General features: G+C 62.0%; 17 protein-coding genes. 5 read left to right on the top strand and 12 right to left on the bottom strand.

From position 1 onward, the window contains the following. Window positions 1–63 precede the first annotated feature (63 nt). Window positions 64–903, bottom strand: coding sequence for a Ku protein (locus JOE32_RS06460; RefSeq protein ID WP_209982471.1), 840 nt, complete (start codon window positions 901–903; stop codon window positions 64–66). Between the two features lie 183 nt (window positions 904–1,086). On the opposite strand from JOE32_RS06460, the gene JOE32_RS06455 reads away from it, so the two are divergent. Together JOE32_RS06455 and JOE32_RS06450 are read left to right on the top strand one after the other, a co-directional pair. Further along, on the top strand, window positions 1,087–1,401 hold the full coding sequence (locus JOE32_RS06455; RefSeq protein WP_209982468.1) for a hypothetical protein: 315 nt from the start codon (window positions 1,087–1,089) through the stop codon (window positions 1,399–1,401). 13 nt (window positions 1,402–1,414) lie between these two features. Beyond that, the gene (locus JOE32_RS06450) at window positions 1,415–2,572 is read left to right on the top strand and encodes a PQQ-dependent sugar dehydrogenase (RefSeq protein WP_209982466.1); all 1,158 of its coding nucleotides are present in this window, start codon (window positions 1,415–1,417) and stop codon (window positions 2,570–2,572) included. Window positions 2,573–2,630: 58 nt separating this feature from the next. On the opposite strand, the gene JOE32_RS06445 is transcribed toward JOE32_RS06450, so the two are convergent. After that, entirely contained in the window at window positions 2,631–3,110 is a 480-nt protein-coding gene (locus JOE32_RS06445) for a nuclear transport factor 2 family protein (RefSeq protein WP_209982464.1), read from the bottom strand. Between the two features lie 150 nt (window positions 3,111–3,260). On the opposite strand from JOE32_RS06445, the gene pssA reads away from it, so the two are divergent. Together pssA and JOE32_RS06435 are read left to right on the top strand one after the other, a co-directional pair. Then, window positions 3,261–4,604 carry a CDP-diacylglycerol--serine O-phosphatidyltransferase gene (gene pssA / locus JOE32_RS06440; protein WP_209982462.1) on the top strand — a complete coding sequence of 448 codons (1,344 nt, stop codon included), beginning with the start codon at window positions 3,261–3,263 and terminating at the stop codon, window positions 4,602–4,604. Window positions 4,605–4,983: 379 nt separating this feature from the next. Next, window positions 4,984–9,615, top strand: coding sequence for a hypothetical protein (locus JOE32_RS06435; RefSeq protein WP_209982461.1), 4,632 nt, complete (start codon window positions 4,984–4,986; stop codon window positions 9,613–9,615). A 63-nt stretch (window positions 9,616–9,678) separates the two neighbouring features. On the opposite strand, the gene efeO (JOE32_RS06430) is transcribed toward JOE32_RS06435, so the two are convergent. The 4 genes from efeO (JOE32_RS06430) to efeU are packed head-to-tail and all read right to left on the bottom strand — an operon-like array spanning window position 9,679 to window position 13,890. Beyond that, on the bottom strand, window positions 9,679–10,497 hold the full coding sequence (efeO, locus tag JOE32_RS06430) for an iron uptake system protein EfeO (RefSeq protein ID WP_209982460.1): 819 nt from the start codon (window positions 10,495–10,497) through the stop codon (window positions 9,679–9,681). Window positions 10,498–10,513: 16 nt separating this feature from the next. Further along, on the bottom strand, window positions 10,514–11,818 hold the full coding sequence (gene efeB / locus JOE32_RS06425; RefSeq protein ID WP_209982458.1) for an iron uptake transporter deferrochelatase/peroxidase subunit: 1,305 nt from the start codon (window positions 11,816–11,818) through the stop codon (window positions 10,514–10,516). Window positions 11,819–11,831: 13 nt separating this feature from the next. Beyond that, the gene (gene efeO / locus JOE32_RS06420; RefSeq protein WP_209982456.1) at window positions 11,832–13,034 is read right to left on the bottom strand and encodes an iron uptake system protein EfeO; all 1,203 of its coding nucleotides are present in this window, start codon (window positions 13,032–13,034) and stop codon (window positions 11,832–11,834) included. Between the two features lie 10 nt (window positions 13,035–13,044). Then, a complete protein-coding gene (gene efeU / locus JOE32_RS06415) occupies window positions 13,045–13,890 on the bottom strand; it encodes an iron uptake transporter permease EfeU (protein ID WP_209982454.1) in 846 nt (281 codons plus the stop codon). 168 nt (window positions 13,891–14,058) lie between these two features. Here efeU and JOE32_RS06410 point away from each other — a divergent pair, with 168 nt between their 5' ends. Continuing rightward, window positions 14,059–15,078, top strand: a complete 1,020-nt coding sequence (locus JOE32_RS06410; RefSeq protein ID WP_209982452.1) for an AraC family transcriptional regulator — start codon at window positions 14,059–14,061, stop codon at window positions 15,076–15,078. Window positions 15,079–15,231: 153 nt separating this feature from the next. Here the strand turns inward: JOE32_RS06410 and JOE32_RS06405 are convergent, their stop codons facing one another. From JOE32_RS06405 to JOE32_RS06380, 6 genes are all read right to left on the bottom strand, one after another. Continuing rightward, window positions 15,232–16,647 (bottom strand): TolC family protein, encoded by a 1,416-nt coding sequence (locus tag JOE32_RS06405; RefSeq protein WP_209982450.1) that lies wholly within the window; start codon window positions 16,645–16,647, stop codon window positions 15,232–15,234. After that, the gene (locus JOE32_RS06400) at window positions 16,644–19,823 is read right to left on the bottom strand and encodes an efflux RND transporter permease subunit (protein WP_209982448.1); all 3,180 of its coding nucleotides are present in this window, start codon (window positions 19,821–19,823) and stop codon (window positions 16,644–16,646) included. The genes JOE32_RS06405 and JOE32_RS06400 overlap by 4 nt, the downstream gene beginning before the upstream one ends. 15 nt (window positions 19,824–19,838) lie before the next feature. Continuing rightward, window positions 19,839–21,080, bottom strand: coding sequence for a multidrug efflux RND transporter periplasmic adaptor subunit MexE (gene mexE / locus JOE32_RS06395; protein WP_209982446.1), 1,242 nt, complete (start codon window positions 21,078–21,080; stop codon window positions 19,839–19,841). A 173-nt stretch (window positions 21,081–21,253) separates the two neighbouring features. Continuing rightward, window positions 21,254–21,643, bottom strand: coding sequence for a hypothetical protein (locus JOE32_RS06390; RefSeq protein ID WP_209982444.1), 390 nt, complete (start codon window positions 21,641–21,643; stop codon window positions 21,254–21,256). A gap of 32 nt (window positions 21,644–21,675) precedes the next feature. Beyond that, window positions 21,676–22,932: a 3-phosphoshikimate 1-carboxyvinyltransferase gene (locus JOE32_RS06385; RefSeq protein WP_209982442.1), complete on the bottom strand. Its 1,257-nt coding sequence runs from the start codon at window positions 22,930–22,932 to the stop codon at window positions 21,676–21,678. 90 nt (window positions 22,933–23,022) lie between these two features. Next, the gene (locus tag JOE32_RS06380; RefSeq protein WP_209982440.1) at window positions 23,023–23,577 is read right to left on the bottom strand and encodes a UPF0149 family protein; all 555 of its coding nucleotides are present in this window, start codon (window positions 23,575–23,577) and stop codon (window positions 23,023–23,025) included. Between the last annotated feature and the right edge of the window lie 52 nt (window positions 23,578–23,629).

The following is a 23,629-nucleotide window of genomic DNA, read 5'->3' as shown; positions in this document are numbered from 1 at the left end:
CACATTTGATCTGCATCGCTTTGAGCATTGCGTTGGTTTAACTGAACGACCACGGACAGTGACTCAGGAAGCGTTCTTAGCGGATTTTTTCACCGCTGGTTTTTTTGCCGCAGGCTTGCCCGCCAGGCTGCGCTTGAGCAGCTCGGTCAGGTCGATCACATCGGCGGACTTGCGCTCTTCAACGCCTTCAGCGCTCTCCACATCTTCGATCTTGCCCGCCTTGGCCTTCTTCTCCACCAGCGCCATGATCTTCTCCTGAAAGCTGTCGCGGTATTCCTCCGGCTTCCAGTCCGCGCTCATGTCTTCCACCAAGCGCTTGGCCATGTCCAGTTCGCCCTTGGCCAGGGTGGGCTTGATCACGTCGCTGCCCAGTTCCAGCTCGTCCAGGCTGCGCACCTCGGCAGGCCAGCGCAGCATCACCAGCACCAGCGCAGAATCGAGCGCCATCAACGCCGCCAGGTGCTGCTTGGTGTGCAACACCACATTGGCCAGGGCGACCTTGCCGGTTTTCTTCAGGGTTTCACGCAGCAATGCGTAGACCTTGCCGCCGCGTTTGTCGGGCGCGAGGAAGTAGGGGGTGTCGATATTCTGCAGAGGGATCTGGTCGCTGGCGACAAACGCGATGATCTCGATGGTCTGGGTGGATTTGGGGTGGGCCGAGCGGATTTCCTCTTCGCTCAATACCACATAGCGGCCCTTCTCGTAGGCCACACCCTTGACGATATTTTCCTTGGTGACTTCCTTGCCGGTGGTCTTGTTGATGCGCTTGTAGCCCACCGGGTCCATGCTGCGCTTGTCCAGCCAGTCGAAGTCGACGCCTTGGGAAGAGGTCGCCGAGACCAGCGACACCGGGATGTGGACCAGGCCGAAACTGATGGCGCCTTTCCAGATTGACCTTGGCATGGGTGCGGCTCCTTGTGAATTGACGGTCTTCTGGTGACTCGCTGGGTCCGGTAAAAGTTTCGCCACGCGGATGTGCGGACAGATCGTGTTACACCTGATGAGGAAGTATTTAGTGTCGAAATACGAACCCGGGGCGTAGCGTGTTATCGAAAGCAGGTACCACTCGCTCAGAGAGGCTTTGTCATGAACACTTGTGTGCGTCACCTTGCAGCGCTCGCGTTGGGCCTTACGTGTGTTTCCATGGCCCAGGCGCAGAACCTGCCTGGCAACAGCAACGCCAATCAGGGGCCGATCCACCGGGCCAACCCCAACAGCATGCAGGGCACTCAGCCCAACGCGCCGGCCATCCGTGGCAATCAGACCGGCCCCACCACGCCTGCGCCGACCCTGGAAAACCGTGGCATCGGCAACCGCTACCCCCAGCGCGAGGCCGCGCCCAGCCGGCCTTCGACCGAAACCAAAGCCCCCACCTATGACGCCAACGGCAATCGTCGCTAAGGAACCGTGTCTTATGTCTTTACGCAAAACGCTGCTCGCTGCGCTGTGCGCAACCACCTTTCTTCCCGTCGCGGCGGTACACGCCGCCGATCAGCAACAGTTTCCCAGCGAGCAGGGCAGTGTCACCGTCACGCCCGTCGCCAAGGGCCTCGATCACCCGTGGGCAGTGGCCTTCTTGCCGGACAAGCAAGGTTTCCTGGTGACCGAGCGTCCCGGCCATCTGCGGTTTGTCAGCCCCGAGGGCAAGCTTTCGGCGCCGCTGAGCGGCGTGCCCGAGGTCTGGGCCAAGGGGCAGGGCGGTTTGCTTGATGTGGTGCTCTCGCCGGACTTCAAGCAGGACCGCATGGTGTACCTGTCTTATGCCGAAGGCGGCGGCAAGGGTGGAACGGCCGGCACTGCGGTAGGGCGCGGGCGCCTGGCGGACGACTTGAGCGGGTTGAAAGACTTCAAGGTGATCCTGCGTCAGGAGCCCAAGCTGTCCACCGGCAATCACTTCGGCTCGCGGCTGGCATTCGACCGCGACGGTTATCTGTTCGTCACCCTTGGCGAGAACAACGACCGGCCCACCGCCCAGGACCTCGACAAGTTGCAGGGCAAGGTGGTGCGCATCTTCCCCGACGGGCGGGTACCCGACGATAACCCGTTCGTCGGCCAGCCGGGCGTGCGTCCCGAGATCTGGTCCTATGGCCAGCGCAACCCGCAGGGCCTGGCACTGAATCCCTGGAGTGGCACGATCTGGGAAAACGAACACGGTCCGCGTGGCGGCGATGAAATCAACATTATCGAGCGCGGCAAGAACTACGGCTGGCCGCTGGCAACCCACGGTATCGATTATTCGCTGACGCCGATCCCCGAGGCCAAGGGCAAGACGGTGGAGGGTACGGTGGCGCCGCACCATGTCTGGGAAAAATCCCCAGGCATCAGCGGCATTGCCTTCTACGACGCCGACCGTTTCAAGCCGTGGCAGCACAACGTGTTCATTGGCGCGCTGGCCACCCAGGAGCTGATCCGCCTGCAGTTCGACGGCGACAAGGTGGTGCATGAGGAGCGCCTGCTCGGGGAATTGAAAGCGCGCATCCGCGATGTGCGCCAGGGGCCTGACGGCTACCTGTATGTGCTCACCGATGAAGCCAATGGCGTGTTGTATCGCGTCGGTTTGAACGAGGACTGACGGATTCGATGACATCCAACGGTGGAAGGGTGCAGCCCCTTCCACGCTTTACAGAGCGCTAGAGCCCCAGCTCGGACAGCCCCGGATGATCATCCGGACGCCGGCCCAGCGGCCAATGGAACTTGCGCTCGCTTTCCTTGATCGGCAGGTCGTTGATGCAGGCGAACCGATTAGCCATCAGGCCGTTGTCATCGAATTCCCAGTTCTCATTCCCGTAGGAGCGGAACCAGTTGCCCGAATCGTCGTGCCACTCGTAGGCATAACGCACGGCGATGCGGTTATCGGTGAACGCCCACAGTTCCTTGATCAGTCGGTAGTCGAGTTCCTTGGCCCATTTACGCGCAAGGAACTGCCTGGCGTCCTCACGGTTGCAGGCGAATTCGGTGCGGTTGCGCCACTGTGTGTCCAGGGTGTAGGCCAGGGATACCCGCTGCGGGTCGCGCGAGTTCCAGCCGTCTTCGGCCAGGCGGACTTTTTCGACGGCCGACTCACGGGTAAACGGCGGCAGCGGCGGGCGGGCTTCAGACGTGGATGACATTGGCGACTCCTCGGGATCGAACGTCGCCCCTGGTTGCGGCGACGGATTATCGGGTGTTTGACGGCAACGATGATAGCGCGGCTTTCGAGACCTCGGCAGTCTCATGGTGTAAGCTCGGGGCCTCTTCGGATTCGACCCATTGCGAGCCTTATGCCGTCGTTCTTCAAACGCTCCCTGTTGCCCAAACTGCGCGGTTTTCCACTGTCCACCGAAGCGATCGAGGTGCTGTCCGGCGCCGCGGCCTTTCGGCACTGCCTGCTGGAAAAAATCCCCCAGGCCACCCGACGCATCTACATCGTCGCGCTGTACTTGCAGCAGGACGAGGCCGGGCAGGAGATCTACGACGCGCTGCACGCCGCCAAGGCTGCGCGGCCCGAGCTTGAGATCGTGGTGGTGGTCGACTCGCTGCGTGCCCAGCGCGGCCTGATCGGCGCCGGCAAGCAGCCGGGCAACAGCGCCTGGTATCAGGCGATGACCCAGTCGCATGCCAGTGAAGTGCCGGTGTACGGCGTGCCCGTGCAGACCCGCGAGCTGTTCGGCGTGCTGCACCTCAAGGGTTTCGTGATCGATGACAGCGTGCTCTACAGTGGCGCCAGCCTGAACAACGTGTACCTGCACAAGTTCGACAAGTACCGCTTCGACCGTTATCACCTGATCCACAGTCAGCCGCTGGCCGACTCCATGCAGCAGCTGGTGGAACACGGCCTGATCGCCTCCAGGGCCGTGCACCGCCTGGACCTGCCGAACCCGCCGACCACCCGCAGCCTGCGCAACGACATCGGCGACCTGCGCAGTCGTCTCAAGCACGCCGCGTATGACACCACGGCCGGGCAGCTGCCCAACGGTCACCTGTCGGTCTGCCCGCTATTGGGGGTGGGCAAGAACAACCCCCTGAGCCGGGTGATTCTCGAGTTGATCGCCAGCGCCCAGCAGCAACTGACCATCTGCACGCCGTACTTCAACCTGCCGCTGCCGGTGACCCGCGAAATCAACCGGGCCCTGGCGCGTGGGGTGAAGATCGACATCATTGTCGGCGACAAGACCGCCAACGACTTCTACATCCCGCCCAGCGAGCCGTTCAAAGTGATTGCGGCGCTGCCGTACCTGTATGAAATCAGCCTGCGCCGTTTCGCCAAGCGCCATCAGCCGATGATCGACAGCGGCCAGTTGAACCTGCACCTGTGGCACCACGGCGACAATAGCTACCACCTCAAGGGCATGTGGGTGGACGAGCGCTACACCTTGCTCACCGGTAATAACCTCAACCCACGGGCATTTCGCCTCGACCTGGAAAATGCCCTGCTGATCGACGACCCGCAAGGCCAATGGCTGGCGCCGCGCGCGCAGGAGCTGGCGCAGATTTTCCGCCATACCACGCGTATCGATGGCTATCAGCATCTGCAGACGCTGGTGGATTACCCGGCGGCGGTCGGCAAGTTCCTGCGCCGGGTCAGCCGGGTGCGGATCGAGCGGTTGCTTTATCGCATCCTGTAGCGGGCAACCCCACAGGGTGACACTTCTTTATCGGGTGTATTGAGAACTCTCCTACATGCGGCCTATGGGTTATCTCATAGGCTTTTTGTTGACGGTTCTTAAGGACGAGAACTCTTGCGTTCAACCGTGAAGAGTACTTGAAATGTCGACACTTGCATCAGTGGGTTCTGCCCCATCTTCATTCGTATCTACAGTCAGCCGAGCTGAAAACGAACCTGACCATTCTCAGGCAGGATCAAGCCCTGGGGACGGTCGCACGGTGACTGAGGTTCCGGGCGCACCACGGGGACAGGATGGGCAACTGAGACAGGCGCGGTTTGAGCCTGTCGCCGCTCGCCACAAGCGCGAGAGTCGCGCTGCAAATACTGGCCCTGCGGCTTTGGAAGAATTCGGAACCCCAGGGTTTACGCAAAAGGCTGATGAAACGTTACAACAATCCTTGATTGAGTGGCTGATTACCGGCAAGTCCAAAGACCACCTCTTCCCTCGAAATGCCTCTATCCAGCCCTTCATTGATGTCTTCAACAAGGCCGCACGGGAGCCAAAGGTGCAGGCCTGGTTAAAATCCATGGGCATGGATGTCTCATCGGTGCGCGTGTTCAGCGATGGTGTGGAAGGCACTGTGTTGATCAAAGGCAAGCAGGTCAAATGCAGATTCACCGCCACTGACGGGTCAGGATGGAACGAGGTCGGCGCCAGGTTGACTGAGGCAGCGGACAAATTGTCCCCCAACTCCGCCGGGGTACTGCTGCCGCAGAAAGGTCGCTTCGTGGATTTGGATACCGTCTTCAATTTCTACGGTGTGGAACCGCCCCACAGCGATCAGCAAAAAGCGTCCCTTGGTGAACTGCTCAAGACCGCTGGCTGGCCGGCGATAACCGACGATAAACGCAGTCTGTGGCGTCAGCAGTACGCGCAGCTGCTACAGAAAATCAGCGATATTGATGCTCGATCAAGCCTCGCGACTCAACTCTTGCAGTTGGTTAAAGATGCCGTTGACACCGATACCCTCAGCCTTGGCGACAGACTGGCAGTGGTTCGGCCCGAGTCCACGCTGGCGCAAAAAAGCCAGGCACCGCGTGAGCACTTTGCAGCATGGCTTGCGCTGCCCGCGTTCAAGACATTCATTGAAAAAGTTGGCTTCGGCGGCGTGGACCAGGTCTACAGGATAGTCGATGGCGATCTGCAAATACTTGACCGGCGTAGCCAATGGTTTCCCCTGGGCAGTTTTCTGCAGGACGAGATCAGTAAGGTCGGCGTCGGTGGCAGTCCGCAAGAAAGACAGGCTATAGAGACCCTGGACAAGCGCTTCGGTCAGTTGCAGGAAATGTGCAAGTCGATCGGCAATACTGTGTACTCGCAGCCTCTATACGATGCGCGTCAGTACCTGGTTTTTTCCGGGCTGGGATCCCCCCGCACACTGGCGCAGGTTTACGCGGCCATCAGCGGACTGAGCGAAAATCTTCCTCCAGCCCCACCGCGCTGGACCCTGCCGTCTACAAGGCCGGAGAACCCGAATCGTGCATGGGCGGACGCGGGTTTTGGCAAGTACCTGCTCAGCTCGATGCAAACCGGTTATGCACTTGTAAAGATCCCTGACGATACGTCCCTGGCGCCTGCTCTGGACATTTACCGCCAGGTCTTGGCCCAGCCCGACCTGCAGGCGTGGATCAAAAGCAAAGGGTTGGAAACGGACGGGCTGGAGTTTCACCGGGACAGCATCAGCGGCTATGCCAACCTTGACGGCGTGCGCACGGCCGTGACCTTCAGCACCGCTGACAATTCCGGCTGGTGGCAGGTCAGCGAGAAACTGCGCTTGATCACAGAGGTGCTGGACCCGGCGGACGAGGGCCTGTATTACCTGAAAGAGGGGGAGTCGTGGCTGCCTGTCGGGGTCGTCGTGCAGGCGTATGGATTGCCGCAGCTTGACGCTTACGAAGGCCGAAACCCGGTGATGGCGCAGCTGCAAACCGGCGCGCTGGTGATGCCCGCTAGACAGTACCAGAGCCTCGGCAGCCGTCTGGAGCACGTGCGGCAAACGATCGGTGACCTGGATGAGCGCGCCTACCTGGGCGATTACCTGGAGCGCAAGATCGGCAATGCGCCTGACGATGCGCCTTGGGACTGGTCCGAACATGCGGTGCAGCCATCCGCCAGCTCATCGTTGGTCGCGGGTGATCATAGGGTTCGGGCAAGTCTTCAGCGATTGACTGAATCGCCCGCGCTGCGCACTCATCTGGAAAAAGCCGGCTTCTTCTGGGAGGGGCAGCCATTTCGGCTGTCCGAAGGCAAATTCGAGCATCAGCTCCCGGACGGGGGTTGGCTGGATCTTACAAGCGTCATCAGTGCGGATCGCGGGCTGGAACTGGAGCTGCACCAGTTGATGGATCTGAGCCATGCCCGGGGACATGCGCTTTATTCGGTGCCGTCATACGACGTCCGCCAACTCCTGGACTATAAGGGCCTGGGCTCACCGCGCACGGTTGGCGAGACGCGCAATGTGGTGCGATGGTTGCGCAGTGCGTTGCCGCCGGCGCCGCCGTTGGGGAATTACTCCGGCCTTTTGGAAGAACCGTGGTCTCCTGGCAGATTGACGGCAGGCGATAAAGCCAGCCTCAAGGCCGAGGCCGACAGGCGTCTGGGTGGGCAGAGTCCGCGGGTTTTCGACTACCTTGAAGAGACATCGCTGGAACTGCTGCAACAGAACCCGGCGGAGTGCCTGGAAAAATTTCTGAACAGCCGCGAGGTTCTCAACGACGGTGACGCGTTTGCCCACATGTTGAAATGGCAAGCGTCACCAGTGCCCAAAGCCGTGCGGCAACAGTTGGCGCTCGCTGCGCTCACCTTGCACGCAGGAGTGAACGTACCGCCCCGGCCCGGCTATATCGCGGGCTATGCACTCTACCAACCGAGCAACATGGGGCGCACCTTCAACGCAGTAAGGCGCGACCTTGAGAAACATCTGCAGCTTGAGCGGGGCCTTGACCCGAAACTTGCGGTACTGGTGGCACAGGTCGGCCTTGCGCAGGTGGCGCCCGAATTGCTGATCAGGGACGTGCCCAAGGAAATCAGAATTGGCACGCCTGGCTGGATGGAGCTGCGGCTGGGTGCTGCCATGGCAGAACTGAAGGGCCCAGGCACCAGCCGCATGATGAACGAACAGCAGATCAGCGATCTGACCACGCTGGCCGCCACCAGCGAAGAGCAGGCTACCCTGATTCAGCTGCCGGCCATGAGGATCCTGCTCGACTGGGCAGTGCTCAATGGGGTCATCCCTGCTGCTGTGGCGGGAGAGCATCCCGAATCGGCGCTCAAAACTGCCACCGCAGCCTTTTTCAAACAACGCCGGGAGGTCAACGACGCATTGAACGCCGTGGCAGAGCTACCGGCGCGCAAGGCCATTGCCATCAGGGAACTGCTCAAGGTATTTCCGGGCATCACGCGCAACGAGCTGGAAACGATGAAAGTACTGCTTGCCGACTCCGATGCTCGACGCAATACGCCCATTTCCGAGCCTCGCGCACGTTCGCTCATCGAAACCTACATGACCGGCGACTTGATGCCAGGCAAATGGATACTTAGGGATGACATGCCTGAAAGGCTGTCAAGGCATCGATCGACTCCGTTTCAGACGAACCTCGCCGTTGAGGCGCCTGCCGAGAAGCGCGCAGAACTCGATGAACGAATTCGTAGACTTCCCGCGTTGAAGCCGCTGCTTGAACAAGCCGTCGATGCGCACAGCGCGACCCTCAAGACTGCCTACGCCACTCAGCTCAAACTCATGTTTGCCAAACTCCCCCTGGCCGACCGTCAACTGCTTGACCACCCGCAGAGCGTCGTCACTGTGTTTACCGTGCGCGGCGAGACCGGGCTGCCGCCCGCCACGCAGACCGACGCCGATGTGCAAGCCGCGAGAGGTCGGCAAGGTACATTGATGAGGGTCGAACTGGGCAAGCAGGTGTGTTATTTCGAGGTGTTTGTCAATGGGGAAATCATCAAACGCACTGACCTTCCTCAACAACTGAGAGAGGGTGATGTGCTTAAAGGTAAACCCAATCCGTTAGGTTTGAATGGTATCTACGTAAAGGCCTTTACGGGCGGATTCAAACTTAACCTGGACCTGGACGCTTACTTGAAAGGTGCTACGCCCAGGCCGAACGTGTCGTCCAAGGTTATCGTTGAACGCATTGGCGAGCCCATTGGCGGCGTTAAATCGGCCGGTGGTGCACCCAGCTCGGACATGATTGACACGTATGCATCGCCGAAGACCCACAGCATCGCGACGCTGATTGCCGACAAGAATTTGTATGAAAGCGATGAGCAGATGCTGCTCAGGGCCGAAGGTACCTTGCCGCTGGAAAAAAAACGCGAAGCGCTCGCCCGGGACAAGGCTATTTTGAAGGGCCTCGTCCCCTTTCTCGGTGCTTATCAGGAGTTTTCGGACGGCAATATCGGCAGTGGGTTGTTCGCCCTGACATTGGACGTGGGCGGGGTCCTTATTGGAGCCGGAGGCCAGGTGCGGTCGTTGTTGCGTACGGCCAAGGCGCTTACGCCCAACCCGTTGGGTAGCGCATTTCGCCGGTTGGGAAGTGCGGTTTCGCCCCTGACACCGCGTAAGGCCTGGACAAAGCCGGTTGCAAGCTTCAGCGACAGGGCGTTCAACTTCATCAAGGAGTCGGCATTATTGGCAAACGGGGTCATGAATCCGGCGGATGGTTACGCGCAGTTGACAGCAGCCGCCGTCAAGGGCGTGTTCAAGCTATCGCGGCTGGTGCCAAGTGCATCGTTGCTCGGCAAGGCCTCGCCCCACCTGATCACGATTGAAGAGAAATTGAGGGCTTATTGGTTGGCCGGTGGATTGGATTCGGCACCAGCGCCTCGCCAATCAGGCCAGGCCGGTACCAGTCAGGGTGTCGCCGTCGTAGCGTCCAGGGTCAACGGTGTCTGGTATGCGCTCAACCCGCAAACGGGTAAGCCGGATGGAACACCGTTATCTGACTTCCATGTGTAGCCCGGCAAACACGCCAAAAGCGTTCGGGCGCCCATACAGGCGGTCCGAACACTCCGTGGCATATCAGTTCAAACCCAACTTGCCCCGCAGGGTCGACAGGTCTTCGGCCAGGGTATTAACCGGACCCACCAGGGCCTTGCGGTCGTTTTCCTTGACCTTGTCGTAGGTCTGGAAACCACCGTCCGGGGTTTTGTATTTGGCGAGGATCTTGTCCACCGTTGCGAAGTTCTTGTCGACCTTGGTCAGGAACGCCTTGTCCTGTTTGTCGATCTGGCCGCGGAACAGGTCAACGATTTTCTTCGCGCCGTCGATGTTGCCCTGGAAGTCGTAGAGGTCGGTGTGGCTGTAGCGGTCTTCCTCACCGGAGATCTTGGTCGCGGCGACTTCTTCCAGCAGCGCGGCGGCGCCGCCGACGACTTTTTCCGGCGGGAAGGTCAGGCCGTCGACGCGGGTTTTCAGGTCATTGACATCGGTGTTGAGCTTGGCGGTCAGCGCTTCCAGGCCCTGGGTGCTGTTCTGCGAGAACAGCGCGTATTCGATGCGGTGAAAGCCGGTGAAGTCTTCGGCGGTCACACCTTTTTCGTGGTCGTCGACACGTGAGTCGATGGACGCGTCCAGGTCGCTGAACAGTTCGGCAATCGGCTCGATGGACTCGTAGTGCACACGGGTCGGCGCGTAGAGCTTTTTCGCCGTGGCCAGGTCGCCCTTGTTGATCGCAGCGGTGAACGCCTGGGTCTGGGTGACCAGCTCGGCGATTTCTTCGGTGACGTAGATCTTATAGTCCGACACCGGACCGACCAGGTCCAGGGGCGCGGTGGCGGCAAATGCGCTCAGCGGCGAGAGGGTCATTAGCAACGACAACGCAATAGTCGACTTCTTCATGGGACGCTCCGGTTTTTTAGGTATTGGCAGTGGTTTGAGGGGGCGTGGCCGCCAGCAGCGTGCGCCCGATAAAGTCCCTGGGCCCGGTAACGCCGGGCAAGGTGAAGAAATACCCGCCGCCCACCGGCTTGAGGTACTCCTCCAGAGGCTCGCCATTGAGCCGGGTCTGCACGCTGATAAAGCCTTTCTCGAGGTCGGCCTGGTAGCAGATGAACAGCAACCCCATGTCCAGCTGACCGTTCTTGTTGACACCGTTGGAGTAGTTGAACGGCCGGCGCAGGATCAGGTTGGCCTGGGTCTGCGGCGTGCGCGGGTTGGCCAGGCGGATGTGCGCATCGAGCTTGGTCAGCTTGCCTTCCGGGTCTTTGCTGTAGTCCGGCACCTGGGATTCGCTGTGGCCCCCCATGGGTGCACCGGTGGGTTTGACGCGGCCGATGATGCTTTCCTGTTCCTGCAACGGCGTGCGATCCCAGCGTTCGACGAAGTTGCGAATGATGCGCACCGCCTGGTAGCTGCCATGGGCGGCCCAGGCCGGTTCATCGCTGCCGGGCTGGACCCAGACGATCTGGTCCATGGTCTTGGCATTGTTGGAATCCGGATTGGCCGAACCATCGCGAAAGCCGAGGAAGTTACGCGCGCTCTGCGCCGGCTCGCCGGGTTTGGTCGGTGCCTGGGGCGGCACACTGCCTTCCTGTTTCCAGCGCACCAGCAGCAGGTCGGGCAGATTTTTCACGATGTCGCGCAGGGCATGGATATTGGTGTCGGTCGTGTTGGAGCAGAACTGCAGGCTCAGGTCGCCGTGGCACTGCGCCGGCTCCAGCGCATCATTGGGGAAACCGACCATGCGGCTCAGCCGCTTGGGCTTGACCGCTGCAAGGCCGAAGCGCTCATCAAACAGCGACTCGCCGACCGACACGGTGATGGTCAGGTTGTCCGGCGTGACCACCGGCCCAAGGATGCCGGAATCGGTGGGCGGCAGTTTCGGGTCGACCTGGGGCACGGTGCCGCCGGTCATCAGAAAACGGATGCGCTCGTTGAGGGTATGAAACAGCCGCTCCAGGTCTTCGCGGTCGCTGGCCAATACGTCGAATGCCACCAGCATGCCGCAGGCCGGGCGGGGGGTAACGATGCCGCTCTGGTGCGTGCCGAAAAAATCGTGGTGGTCCTGGGTCTTGTCACTGCGCGGTGCGGTGGTGACCTGTTCGGCCGCGGCGGCCATCGCCGGGCAGCTCAGGCTGCTGCCGGCAATCGCAGCGCCGGTGGCGGCCATGCCCAGCAGGACACGGCGGCGTTGTGCGGAAAACTGCTCTGAATCACTCATGTATGCGTTCGTCTCACTGCAGGCCGGAAAGGCCAAGGGCGGGGTCGATTCCATCGAGTGCGGCGGCCAGTGCCTTGGCCTTGTCGGCGATCTGCTTGCGCTGATCAACGGTGATGCTGTCGTAGCGGGCGTAACCGTTATCCACCTTGAATCCCTGGAGTTCGCTGTCGAAGGCGGCGAGGGCACTGTCGATAGTGGGCAACAGGTCGGCGGCGGACTTGCTCAGCAGTGGTCGCATCAGCTCCACCACTTTGTGCGCGACCTGGAGGTTGGCGGCAAACCCGTTGAGGTCGAGATGGCTGTAGCGTTCCTCTTCACCGCTGGCCGCGCGTACATCGGCCAGGCTGTTGAGGTTGCGCACCACAATGCTCACCAGTTGCTCCGGCGGCAGGGACTGGGCCAGCAACTGCTGCTTGAGCGTGGTGACGTCGGCCACTAGGCGCTGCGCAATCGGCGCCAGGCCATCGAGGCTGCGCTGCTGGAACAGGCTGTATTCCAGGCGGTGGAAGCCACTGAAGGCCGGGTCTTGCTCGCGTTTTTCAAAGTAATCGGCGCGCGCGTTGATCGCGTTGTCCAGTTCGGCCAGGCGCTGAGCAGCCGGCGCCAGGCGCTGGTAGGCCTCACGCGCCGGCACATACAGCGCCTGGGCTTGGGCCAGGTCGCCGGCGTCGATGGCTTGTTGCAGCGCCGTTGTCGTCTTGACCAGCGCGCTGCCCTGGCCGCTCAGGTACACGCGAAATTCCGACAGCGGTCCGATAAAAGCCACCATCGAAGGTTTGGCCTTGGCCTGGGCGTCGGACTGCGCAGTCGGCGTTACCCGCAAGGTGCCGCGCGGGTTGCTCAGCAGCCCGCAGGTGATCGCGTAGTCGCCGGGCAGCAGGTTGGCGTTGATCACCTGGCTCAGGCCCGGCGCAATGTTCTCGCGCTCCTCGACCACCAGCACGCCATCGAGGATTTCCCACTCCACGGCGCGGTCCGAACGGTTGACGATGCGAAAGCTCGCGCGGCCGGCCGGCACGGTGAGCGCATTGGGCTCGCAGGCATGGCCGTGGAGGGTCACGGTGATTTCATTGTGGTTGGCCTGGCGTTTGCTCGCGGCCAATTGCGAGGCGTAATAGAACAAACCACCGGCGGCGATCATCACGACCACCGAGCCTGCCACGGCCCAGCGCAGGGCGCGGGACGGCGGGGCGGGTTGAGGCGTTGGGCTGGACAAGAGACGGTCCTTACTGACTGGAAGCGGAAGAGGATTGGGCGACAGGCGCAGCAGGCGATGCGGGCAGGAAAAACATCACCAGTGCCACCACCAGGTAAATCAGATAGGCGCCAAGGGTGCTCACGGTCGGCGCTTCCTGGTAGCCGAACATCCCGGCTAGCACCGAGCCCAGCGGGCTGTCCATTGGCAGCGCGCTGCTGAAATCGAACAGCACGGTTTGCAGGTGGTTCCACACACCGGCTTCGTGCAGGGCCTGCACCGAGTTGGCGAGGATGCCGGCGGCCACCACCAGGATAAACAGGCCGGTCCAGCGGAAGAACGCGCCGAGGTTCAGGCGCATGCTGCCGCTGTAGATCAGGAAACCGACGATGATCGCCAGGATCAGGCCGAGCAGCGCACCGATCGGCGCGCCAGGGCCTTCGCTCTGCTGGAACACCGCGAGCAGGAAAAACACGGTTTCCAGGCCTTCGCGGGCCACGGCGAAAAACACCATCAGGATCAAGGCCGTGACCTGGTGTCGGGAACCGGTCAGGGCGTGATCGAGGGAGGCGTGCAGCGAGTGCTTGATCGAGCGGGCCACCTTGCGCATCCAGAACACCATCGAGCTGAGGATGCCCACGGCCACCAGTCCGACAATGCCTTCGAACAATTCCTGCTGCTTTTGCGGAAACTCGGCACTCACCAGTTCCAATCCACCGCCCACCAGCAAGGCCAACGCAGCGGCGAGAAACACCCCGATCCACACCGCCGGCATCCACTGGCCACGGCCGGTTTGCTGCAGGTAACTGGCGATGATGCCAACGATCAACGCGGCCTCAATGCCCTCGCGCAGCATGATGAGAAAGGGGACAAGCATTCGGCACCACAGGGTAATTAGGTAGGGTGCTAAGTTGTAACATAATGATACTCATTACTAAACAGGAAAACTTGACGTTTGCTGAACCCTGGCTGAACGGTGGTGGCAAAGCGCGAGCGCCCTTATGATGCTCGCCATCTTCAGTGTGATCGGATTGACCCGCAGCCCATGTCGGAAAAAGACACCATCTCTGTCCACCTTGTGCGCGAGGCTTTGTTGCAGAGCTGCGCGCCGGGCGCCGCTACGCTTGAGGCCCTGAGCAAGGTCGGCATCGACCCGGCGCTGCTGGAGCAGCCGCTCGCCCGCGTTCCCGCCACGGCCTATGCGCGCCTGTGGCGTCTGCTCGCGCGGCGCAGCGACGATGAGTTCTTCGGCATGGACCCGCGCAAGCTCAAGTCCGGCAGCCTGGCGTTCCTGTGTCGCGCCGCAATGGCGCAACCGAACCTGGGCGCGAGCCTGGAAACCGGCCTGGGTTTTCTGTCCTTGATGCTGGAGCAGATGCCCGCTCAACTGGTGCGCCAACAAAGCCTGGCCGAAATCGTGTTGCTCGAACCCGCGCCTAAACGCGCGTTTACCTATTTCACCTATTGGATGATCGTGCACGGCGTCGCCTGTTGGCTGGCGGGGCGGCGTATCCCGATTCTGGCCATCGAACTGCGCTGCCCAGCGCCGGATTTCTGTGACGATTACCGCGTGATGTTCTCCGACAACCTGCGCTTCGACCGGCCGCGCACGCGCATGATCTTCTCCGCCGATTGCCTGGACCTGCCGATCAAGCGCAGCCCGCAGGAGCTGCAGCGGTTTCTGGCGCATGCGCCAGCCAACATTCTGGTCAAATACCGCGACCCGCAAAGCCTGGCCACGCGCATCAAACACGACCTGCGCCAACTGCCGCCCGACACCTGGCCGAAAACCGACGGCCTCGCGGCGTCGCTGTGCGTGTCCGCCTCGACCCTGCGACGCCGTCTGGCTGAAGAAGGGCAGACCTACCTGGGCCTCAAGGACAACGTGCGTAAAGAGTTGGCCATCGTATGGTTGGCCGAACCGCAGATCAGCTTTGCCGAGATTGCCGCGCGGTTGGGATTTGCAGACACCAGTTCGTTTTATAAAGCCTTTCGCAAATGGTCCGGATCAAATCCGGGCCATTATCGCAGTTTGATCCTGAACGAAATAATGCCTGGCAAGTAGTGCCAGTGTGGGACCAGAACGTCGCTGACAGCGTCATTCTTTTAGGAATTTGCCACGTAGCTCCTTTCCCAAGACCCAAAAAAAAGCCCCATGACCGAATGGGTCACGGGGCTAAAATTGGCTGGATGCGACCAACCAAAGGAGCTCTTTACATCACTTGCTGCTAGCGACAACCGTGTCCGGCTGCCAGCCACCGCCCAGCGCCTTGTAGATCGCGACAATCCCGCGATACAGGTCCACTTCGGCCTGAGCCTGGGCGTCTTCGGCGGCCAGACGTTCCCGTTGGGCATCAAGCAACACCAAAAAGTCCACCGTGCCTTCGCGATAACGAATGGCCGCGAGGTCGGCGGCGGCGCGGCTGGACTCACTCTGACGGATCAACGACAGCAACCGCTGTTGGCGTTTGCCGTAATCACTGAAAGCATTTTCCGATTCTTCCAACGCCAGCAGCACCTGTTGCTCATAGGTCGCCAGCGCGCCATCGGCCTCGGCGTCCGCGCCGCGCAAGCGCGCACGCACGCTGCCCAGGTCGAACGCCGCCCAGGTAATGCTTGGGCCGAGCGCCCAGGCATTGGCTGCCGATGAGCCGATCTGCGAACCGCGCCCGGCGGTGAAGCCGAGGAAGCCGCTGAGGCTGACCCGTGGAAACAGATCGGCCTTGGCCACGCCAATGCGGGCGGTGGCAGCGGCCAGCTTGCGTTCGGCGCTGAGGATGTCCGGACGCCGTTGCAGCAGTTGCCCCGGGTCGCCGATCGGCAGCGCCTTGGCAATCGCCGGCAGGTCTTTGGGGCTCAGGTCGACGCTGAGCTTGTCCGGGCGCTGGCCGAGCAGGGTGGCGATGCGGTTGCGCTCGCGCACCTGTTCGGCCTGCAGCTGCGGCACGCTGGCTTCCACCGAGGCCAGGCGTGCATCGGCGCGCTCCACATCGAGCTGGTCGCCCACGCCGGCATCACGCAGGCTCACCGTGATGCTGCGTGAGTCCTGCTGGTTCTTCAGATTGTCCAGGGCAATGCGTTCGCGCAGTTGCGCACCGCGCAACTGGCCGTAGGCATCCACCAGTTCGGCAATCATGCTCACTTGCAACTGGTAAAGGTCGGCCTCGGCTGCCTGCTGGTCGGCGTCGCTGGCTTCCAGATTGCGCTGGATGCGGCCGAACAGGTCCAGCTCCCAGGCCATGTCCAGCCCCAGGTCATAACGTTCGCTGTTGACGCGCCGAGTGGTCTGGCCAGGGATCTGCCCCTTGGCCAAGTCACTGCTGGCGCGGCTGGTGATGGTCGGCATGGCGTCATTGCTGGCGTCATCACGAATCGCCCGGGCCGCACGCAGGCGGGCAAACGCCACGCGCAGGTCACGGTTGCCTTGCAGCGACTGAGTCACCAACTGATTGAGGGTCGGGTCCTCGAACTGCTGCCACCAGATACCTTCGAACTTGGCGTGATCGTATTGCTTTGCGTCTGCAGCGGCGGTGATGTTCGCCGCCTCCGGCGTCTGGGTTTTGTAGTCCGGGCCGACGGCGCAGGCGGCGAGCGCCAGTACCAGCAGGCTCGGCAGGAATAGTTTCACGCTCATGGCTGTGTCTCCAGCTTCAAGGCCTTGGCCGCTTTGCGCGCCTGGCTGCGCTCCACATAGCGACGAATGAGTACGTAGAACACCGGCGTCAGCAACAGGCCGAAGAAGGTCACCCCGATCATCCCGGAGAACACCGCCACGCCCATGGCATGGCGCATCTCGGCACCGGCACCGCTGGACAGCACCAGTGGCACCACACCCATGATGAAGGCGAACGAGGTCATCAGGATCGGCCGCAGACGCAGGCGGCAGGCTTCGAGCACCGCAGCCAGCGGGTCAAGGCCCTCGGCCTGTTTGTCCTTGGCGAACTCGACGATCAGAATCGCGTTCTTGCACGCCAGGCCCACCAGTACGATCAGACCGATCTGGGTGAAGATGTTGTTGTCGCTGCCCGAGATGATCACCCCGGTGATCGCCGACAGCAGGGTCATCGGCACGATCAGGATCACCGCCAGTGGCAAGCTCCAGCTTTCGTACTGCGCGGCCAGCACCAGGAACGCCAGCAGCACGCAGAGCGGGAATACGAACAGCGCGGTGTTGCCCGAGAGGATCTGCTGATAGGTCAGGTCGGTCCACTCGTACGTCATGCCATTGGGCAGTTCATCCTTCAACAGTTTTTCAATCGCCGCTTGAGCCTGGCCGGAGCTGTAGCCCGGTGCGGCGTTGCCGTTGATCTCTGCGGTGATAGAGCCGTTGTAGTGCATCACGCGGTCGGGCCCCGAGGTGTCGCTGACCTTGATGAAGGTCGCCAGCGGGATCATCTCGCCCTTGTTGTTGCGCACTTTCAACTGGCCGATCTGGTCTTCGTCCTGACGGAACTGCTGTTCAGCCTGCACGTTGACCTGGTAGGTGCGGCCAAAGCGGTTGAAGTCGTTGGCGTACAACGAGCCCAGGTAGATCTGCAGGGTGTCGAAGATGTCGCTGATCGCCACGCCGTGGGTCTTGGCCTTCTCACGGTCGATGGCGGCATCGACCTGGGGCACGTTGACCGTGTAGCTGGTGAACAGACCAAACAGCTCCGGCACGCCACGGCTCTTGGTGATGATGTTCTGCACTTCCTTGTACAGCTCGTCGTAGCCCAGGTTGCCACGGTCTTCGACCTGCAGGCGGAAGCCGCCGATGGTGCCCAGGCCCTGTACCGGCGGCGGCGGGAAGATCGCCATATAGGCTTCCTGGATGCCGGCGTACTGGCCGTTCAAGGCACCGGCAATCGCACCGGCGGACAGGCTCGCGTCCTTGCGCTCATCGAACGGCTTCAAGGTCACGAACACGATGCCGTTGTTCGGGCTGTTGGTAAAACCGTTGATCGACAGGCCCGGGAAGGCGATGGCACTTTCCACGCCCGGCTGCTTCAAGGCGATGTCGGACATGCGTTTGATCACCGCTTCAGTACGGTCCAGGCTGGCGGCGTCCGGCAATTGCGCGAAGGCCACCAGGTATTGCTTGTCCTGGGCCGGCACGAAACCGGTGGGGGTGTGGGCAAAGCCGAACCAGGTCAGCACCATCAACCCTGCGTACAGGAACAACGCGATACCGCTGCCGCGAATCACCCGGCGCACGGTGCCGACGTAACCGTGGCTGGCTTTCTCGAAGAAGCGGTTGAACGGACGGAACAGCCAGCCGCCGAACAGTTTGTCGAGCACTTTGGAGAAGCGGTCCTTCGGTGCGTCATGGCTGCGCAGCAACACGGCGGCCAGGGCAGGGGACAGGGTCAGCGAGTTGAACGCCGAGATCACCGTGGAAATCGCAATGGTCAGGGCGAACTGTTTGTAGAACTGCCCGGTCAGGCCGCTGATGAACGCCGCCGGAATAAACACTGCACACAGCACCAGCGCCGTGGCGATGATCGGGCCGGTCACTTCGCTCATGGCCTTTTCCGTGGCCGGGTAGGGGTCCAGCCCCAACTCGATATTGCGCTCGACGTTCTCCACCACCACGATGGCGTCGTCCACCACGATACCAATGGCCAACACCAGGCCGAACAGCGACAGCGCATTGAGCGAAAAGCCGAACAGGTGCATCACCGCAAAGGTCCCGATCAACGAGACCGGCACCGCCACCAGCGGAATGATCGACGCGCGCCAGGTCTGCAGGAACAGGATCACCACCAGCACAACCAGGATCAACGCTTCGAACAGGGTATGCACCACCGCTTCGATGGAGCCGCGCACGAACACCGTCGGGTCGTAGGCGATGCGGTAATCCATGCCTTCGGGGAAGCTCTTCTTCAGCTCCGCCATCTTGGCGCGCACTTCGTTGGAGATGTCGATGGCGTTGGAGCCAGGGCGCTGGAAGATCGGGATCGCCACGGCCGGCTGGTTGTCGATCAGCGAGCGCAGGGCGTATTGGCTGGAGCCCAGCTCAACCCGTGCGACGTCCTTGAGACGGGTGATCTCGCCGTTGTCACCGGCGCGGATCACGATGTTCTCGAACTCTTCTTCAGTGACCAGACGACCCTGGGTGTTCACCGACAGCTGGAAGCTGGTGTCGTTGGGCGCAGGCTGCGCGCCCAGGGCACCGGCCGCTACCTGGCGGTTCTGTTCGCGAATCGCCGTCACCACATCGGTGGCGGTCAGGTTGCGCGAGGCGGTCTTGTTCGGGTCCAGCCATACGCGCAGGGAGTAGTCGCCCATGCCGAACAACTGCACGTCGCCGACGCCGCCGAGGCGGGCCAGTTCGTCCTTGATATTGAGGATCGCGTAGTTGGACAGGTAGAGCATGTCGTAGCGCTGATCGGGCGAGGTAACGTGCACCACCATGGTCAGGTCCGGGGAGGCCTTGTCCACGGTGATGCCGATGCGTGTCACTTCCTCGGGCAGTTTTGGCTGAGTGCGCGTCACGCGGTTTTGCACCTGCACCTGCGCGTTGTCCAGGTCGGTGCCCAGGGCGAAGGTGATGGTCAGGGTCAGCTTGCCGTCAGCGGTGGATTGCGAGGACATGTACAGCATGTTCTCGACGCCGGTGATTGCCTGCTCCAGCGGCGCGGCCACGGTTTCGCCGATGACCTTGGGGTTGGCGCCGGGGAAGTTGGCGCGTACCACCACGGTGGGTGGCACCACTTCCGGGTATTCGCTGATCGGCAATTGAAACAGCGAGATTGCACCCGCGATCAGGATCAACAGCGACAGCACCGCTGCGAAGATCGGCCGCGAAATGAAGAACTTGGAAAAATTCATCTTGAGTCGTATCCCTTAACCGCGTGGAGTCGCGACAGCAGCGAGCTTGGGCGCGGTTTTTTCCGGCGCCACCTGTTCGAGGTTGCTGGCTTCAAGCGCTTGTCGTTGTTGGGCGAGAGCGGCGAGGGTTTCCTGGCTGGCCATCGGGATGGTCTCCGGGGAAACCGGCGTACCCGGGCGCACGCGCTGCAGGCCTTTGACCACAATGGTGTCGTCCTTGCCCAGGCCGCTGCGCACGATGCGCAGGCCTTCGATCTTTGGCCCCAGCTCCACGGCGCGATAGGCCGGCTTGTCGCCTTCCATCACCAGCACGAACTTCTTGCCAAGGTCGGTGCCCACGGCCTCGTCGTTGATCAGCACGGCAGAATAGGTGCCGCTGCCCACCAGCTTGAGGCGGGCATACAGGCCAGGGGTGTATTCGCCCTTGCTGTTATCGAACACGGCGCGCCCGCGAATGGTGCCGGTGGCCGGGTTGACCTGGTTGTCGACGAAGTTCATCTGGCCCAGGTGCGGGTTGCCGGCTTCATTGGACAGGCCCAGGTACACCGGGGTGGTCGCGCCACGGCGGCCCTGGCGCGCCAGCTCGGTGTACTTGAGGTACACGCGCTCGTCGGCGTCGAAGTAGGCATACACCTTGTCGGTGGAAACCACGCTGGTCAGCGCGGTGGTATCGGCCGTCACCAGGTTGCCGGCGGTGATCTCCGCGCGGCTGACCCGGCCGCTGATCGGCGAGGTCACGCGGGTAAAGCTCAGGTTCAGTTTGGCCAGGTCCAGCTGCGCCTGGATCCCGGCGACGGCAGCGCGGGCTTCCTGGGCGGCGGTGGTGCGCGAGTCGGCCAGTTCGGCGGAAATCGCATTGCTCTGGCGCAGACGGTCACCGCGCTGGGCTTCGTTGTCACTGCGGTTGGCGGCGGCCTTGGTCTGTTGCAACTGGGCTTCAAGCTGGCGCACTTGCGCCTGGAACGGGCGCGGGTCGATCTGAAACAGCAGGTCGCCTTTCTTGACCAAAGCGCCTTCGGTAAAAGCGACTTGATCAATCTGGCCAGAGACCCGAGGACGAATCTGCACAGTTTCCGGGGCTTCGAGACGGCCGGTGAATTCGTCCCACTCGTTGACCGGTTGTTCCAGCACCTTGGCCACGCTGACTTTCGCCGGTGGCATGGCGGCGGCCTGATCGGGGGTCTTGCCGCAGGCGCTCATCACCACCACGGCCAATATCGCCAGGGGGAAGCGCAAGTGTTTGAGTGACTGTTCCATGAGGTGCATCCGCCAATGTATTTGAGATGGGCGGATCATGCGCGGGGTAGGGGTATGTCACGAATCGAATGAGGCGAAGGTGACTATCATTCGGAATGATATAAGCAGGAGGGGGGATGCTGGCTTGGGCCTGGGTACCTATCCGTTACCTCAGCAATGGATATGCCGTCTCATCACCCCTGGCCAAACAAGTCATAAGCATCAAGCAACCGATAAGCAATCTCCGGCCGTTTCTCCAGGCCCCGGCGAATCGCCGCCGGAATCGCCTGCCGTGTCTTGCGGCACATTCCCGGCAGTTCATCGATGATAATCTGAATTCCCCGCATGCTCCTGACCTCGGTATGCCCGGGCGCCACCTGCACGCGAATCCCCAGCAGCTCATACATGCGCTGCTGCATGTGCTCCAGGTCCTGCAGACTCTTGAGATCTTCCAGCCGGGCAAGCAGCTTTTTTTCTTCCTGACGCGTCAGGCCAAGCACCCGCAGGTCCGCACCCGGCGCCTGCAGCAGCTGTTCACGGGCGCAAATACAGGCGCCGGGTGGGCAGGGTTGGCGAATTGTCATGTGCATTCCCTCCCCATTGCGGCGCCACCGACTTAATAGGTCAGCGCAACGCCCAGGCTGCCCAGGGCTTTCCAGTAATCAGGATAGGTCTTGGCCACGCAGTCCGGGTCCTGGATGCGAATGCCCGCGACCTTCAGCCCCGCCAGCGCAAAGCACATGGCGATGCGGTGGTCGGCGTGGGTGTCGATCAGCGCATTGCAGGAAGTGCCGGCCAGCGCCGGGTCGGCGGCTACCAGCAAGTCATCGCCCTCAATGGTCGCCAGGCCCGGGCGGATTTCGTTGAGGCCGTCGTGCAGGGCCTGCACGCGGTCACATTCCTTCACGCGCAGGTTGGCCAGTTCAGTGAAGCGTACCGGGGTGTTGTTGAAGGCGGCCAATACCGCCAGGGTCGGGATCGCGTCCTGCATCTGCGAGCCCACCACGGTGGCCGGCATGTTCGGAAACTGCGCGATCACCGCCTGGGCCCTGGCGTCCGGCTGGGTGAAATCCTGCGCGGCCACGCCGATATCGATACGGCCGCCGGTTAACACTTCGGCCGCCCACAGGTAGGTGGCGGCGGACGCATCCGGCTCGATCAGGTAGTCATGGGCACGGTAGCCGGTCGCGGCGACGCGCCAGGTGCTGTCGTCGACTACCTCCACCTGCGCGCCGAATGCGCGCATGCAATCCAGCGTCAGGTCCACATAGCCACGAGCGCCAATGTCCTTGCCGGTCAGTGCCACTTCAATCGGTGCTTCGCCGCACGCCGCCAGCATCAGCAGCGCCGAGACGTACTGGCTGGACAAGCCGCCGTCGATCTCGAAGCGCTTGGCCTGCACCTTGCCCACGCCGTGTACGGTCACCGGCGGGCAGCCGGTGGGGCTGTCGACCTGAATGCCGTTCTGCCCGAGGGCGGTCAGCAGCGGGCCGATCGGGCGTTTTTGCATATAAGCGTCGCCGTCCAGCACGACGTTGCCTTGCACGGTGGCCACGGCGGCGGTGAGAAAGCGCATCGCCGTGCCGGCATTGCCGAGAAATAGCGGTTGCAGGGGCCGTTGCAGATTGCCGGAACCGGTCACCACAAAGGTGGTGTCATCCGGCTCATCGATGGTCACACCCATCTCGCGCAAGGCCACCGACATATGCCGGGTGTCATCGCTTTTCAGTGCGCCGCTCAGGCGACTGGTGCCGGTGGCCAGGGCGGCCAGCAACAGGGCGCGGTTGGTGATGGATTTGGAGCCGGGGGGCGCGACCTTGCCGTTCAGGGGGAAATTGGGCGGGGTAACGGTCACGGTTTTCTGCGAACTCAAGGTGCAAGGCTCCTGATCAGGGCAAGGTGGCACGGAGTGGCCGACGGGCGGACTCGAATAATCGGCCAAAGCAGCGGTGCTTGTCGAGGCTTAGCGCAAGGCCAACCAGTAATCGTGCAGGGCGCGCGCGGCCGGTTCGATCTCGCTGACGCGCTGCTGGTGCGCCTGTACATCCAGGTCGGCCGGCAGCTCGAAGTTGTCCTGCTCGGCGCACTGGGCGATTTTTTCCAGGTGCGCGGCCTGCTCGGGCGGCAGGTCAGGCCAGTGGGCGATGGCCGCGCCACGGATGTAGCCAAAGCACCACTCTTCGGCGAGGGTCAGGGTGTGGCCCTGATGCTCGGTGTCATCGAAACGGGCCTTGAACCCCCGGGCATCGTTAGCCAGTTGGGCGGCCAGGGTATTCATGTGGCGTACGCACAGTTCGAGGAAACCCTGGGCCTCGTCCGCGCTTTCCCAGGCCGGGTTGTGTCCGCCCCAGATCGCCGGGAACCACTCGCCGACATCCACCCGGGCCGGGCTCGACACCAGCGCGGTGAAGTAGCCATCGAGTTCTGCCAGGTTGAGTACCGAATGGTCGTCGCCGTATTTGAGCAGGGTTTCGTCGATAAAGTCGAAATCGGCCAGGGCGAGAGGGTGGCTGTGCATGGGCATGTCCTTTGAGCATGGAGCGCCGCGAGCGGGCGGCTTAAAGCGCGAA

Origin of the sequence: Pseudomonas sp. PvP025, from assembly GCF_017832155.1 — a bacterium.
Classification (GTDB): Bacteria; Pseudomonadota; Gammaproteobacteria; order Pseudomonadales; family Pseudomonadaceae; genus Aquipseudomonas.
This window is presented reverse-complemented; position numbering and strand designations above follow the sequence as displayed.

Bases quoted from the DNA above. Each gene is read 5' to 3' on its own strand.
- JOE32_RS06460 (WP_209982471.1), bottom strand. From the start codon at position 903: ATGCCAAGGTCAATCTGGAAAGGCGCCATCAGTTTCGGCCTGGTCCAC.
- JOE32_RS06455 (WP_209982468.1), top strand. From the start codon at position 1,087: ATGAACACTTGTGTGCGTCACCTTGCAGCGCTCGCGTTGGGCCTTACG.
- JOE32_RS06450 (WP_209982466.1), top strand. From the start codon at position 1,415: ATGTCTTTACGCAAAACGCTGCTCGCTGCGCTGTGCGCAACCACCTTT.
- JOE32_RS06445 (WP_209982464.1), bottom strand. From the start codon at position 3,110: ATGTCATCCACGTCTGAAGCCCGCCCGCCGCTGCCGCCGTTTACCCGT.
- pssA (WP_209982462.1), top strand. From the start codon at position 3,261: ATGCCGTCGTTCTTCAAACGCTCCCTGTTGCCCAAACTGCGCGGTTTT.
- efeO (WP_209982460.1), bottom strand. From the start codon at position 10,497: ATGAAGAAGTCGACTATTGCGTTGTCGTTGCTAATGACCCTCTCGCCG.
- efeB (WP_209982458.1), bottom strand. From the start codon at position 11,818: ATGAGTGATTCAGAGCAGTTTTCCGCACAACGCCGCCGTGTCCTGCTG.
- efeU (WP_209982454.1), bottom strand. From the start codon at position 13,890: ATGCTTGTCCCCTTTCTCATCATGCTGCGCGAGGGCATTGAGGCCGCG.
- JOE32_RS06410 (WP_209982452.1), top strand. From the start codon at position 14,059: ATGTCGGAAAAAGACACCATCTCTGTCCACCTTGTGCGCGAGGCTTTG.
- JOE32_RS06405 (WP_209982450.1), bottom strand. From the start codon at position 16,647: ATGAGCGTGAAACTATTCCTGCCGAGCCTGCTGGTACTGGCGCTCGCC.
- JOE32_RS06400 (WP_209982448.1), bottom strand. From the start codon at position 19,823: ATGAATTTTTCCAAGTTCTTCATTTCGCGGCCGATCTTCGCAGCGGTG.
- mexE (WP_209982446.1), bottom strand. From the start codon at position 21,080: ATGGAACAGTCACTCAAACACTTGCGCTTCCCCCTGGCGATATTGGCC.
- JOE32_RS06390 (WP_209982444.1), bottom strand. From the start codon at position 21,643: ATGACAATTCGCCAACCCTGCCCACCCGGCGCCTGTATTTGCGCCCGT.
- JOE32_RS06380 (WP_209982440.1), bottom strand. From the start codon at position 23,577: ATGCACAGCCACCCTCTCGCCCTGGCCGATTTCGACTTTATCGACGAA.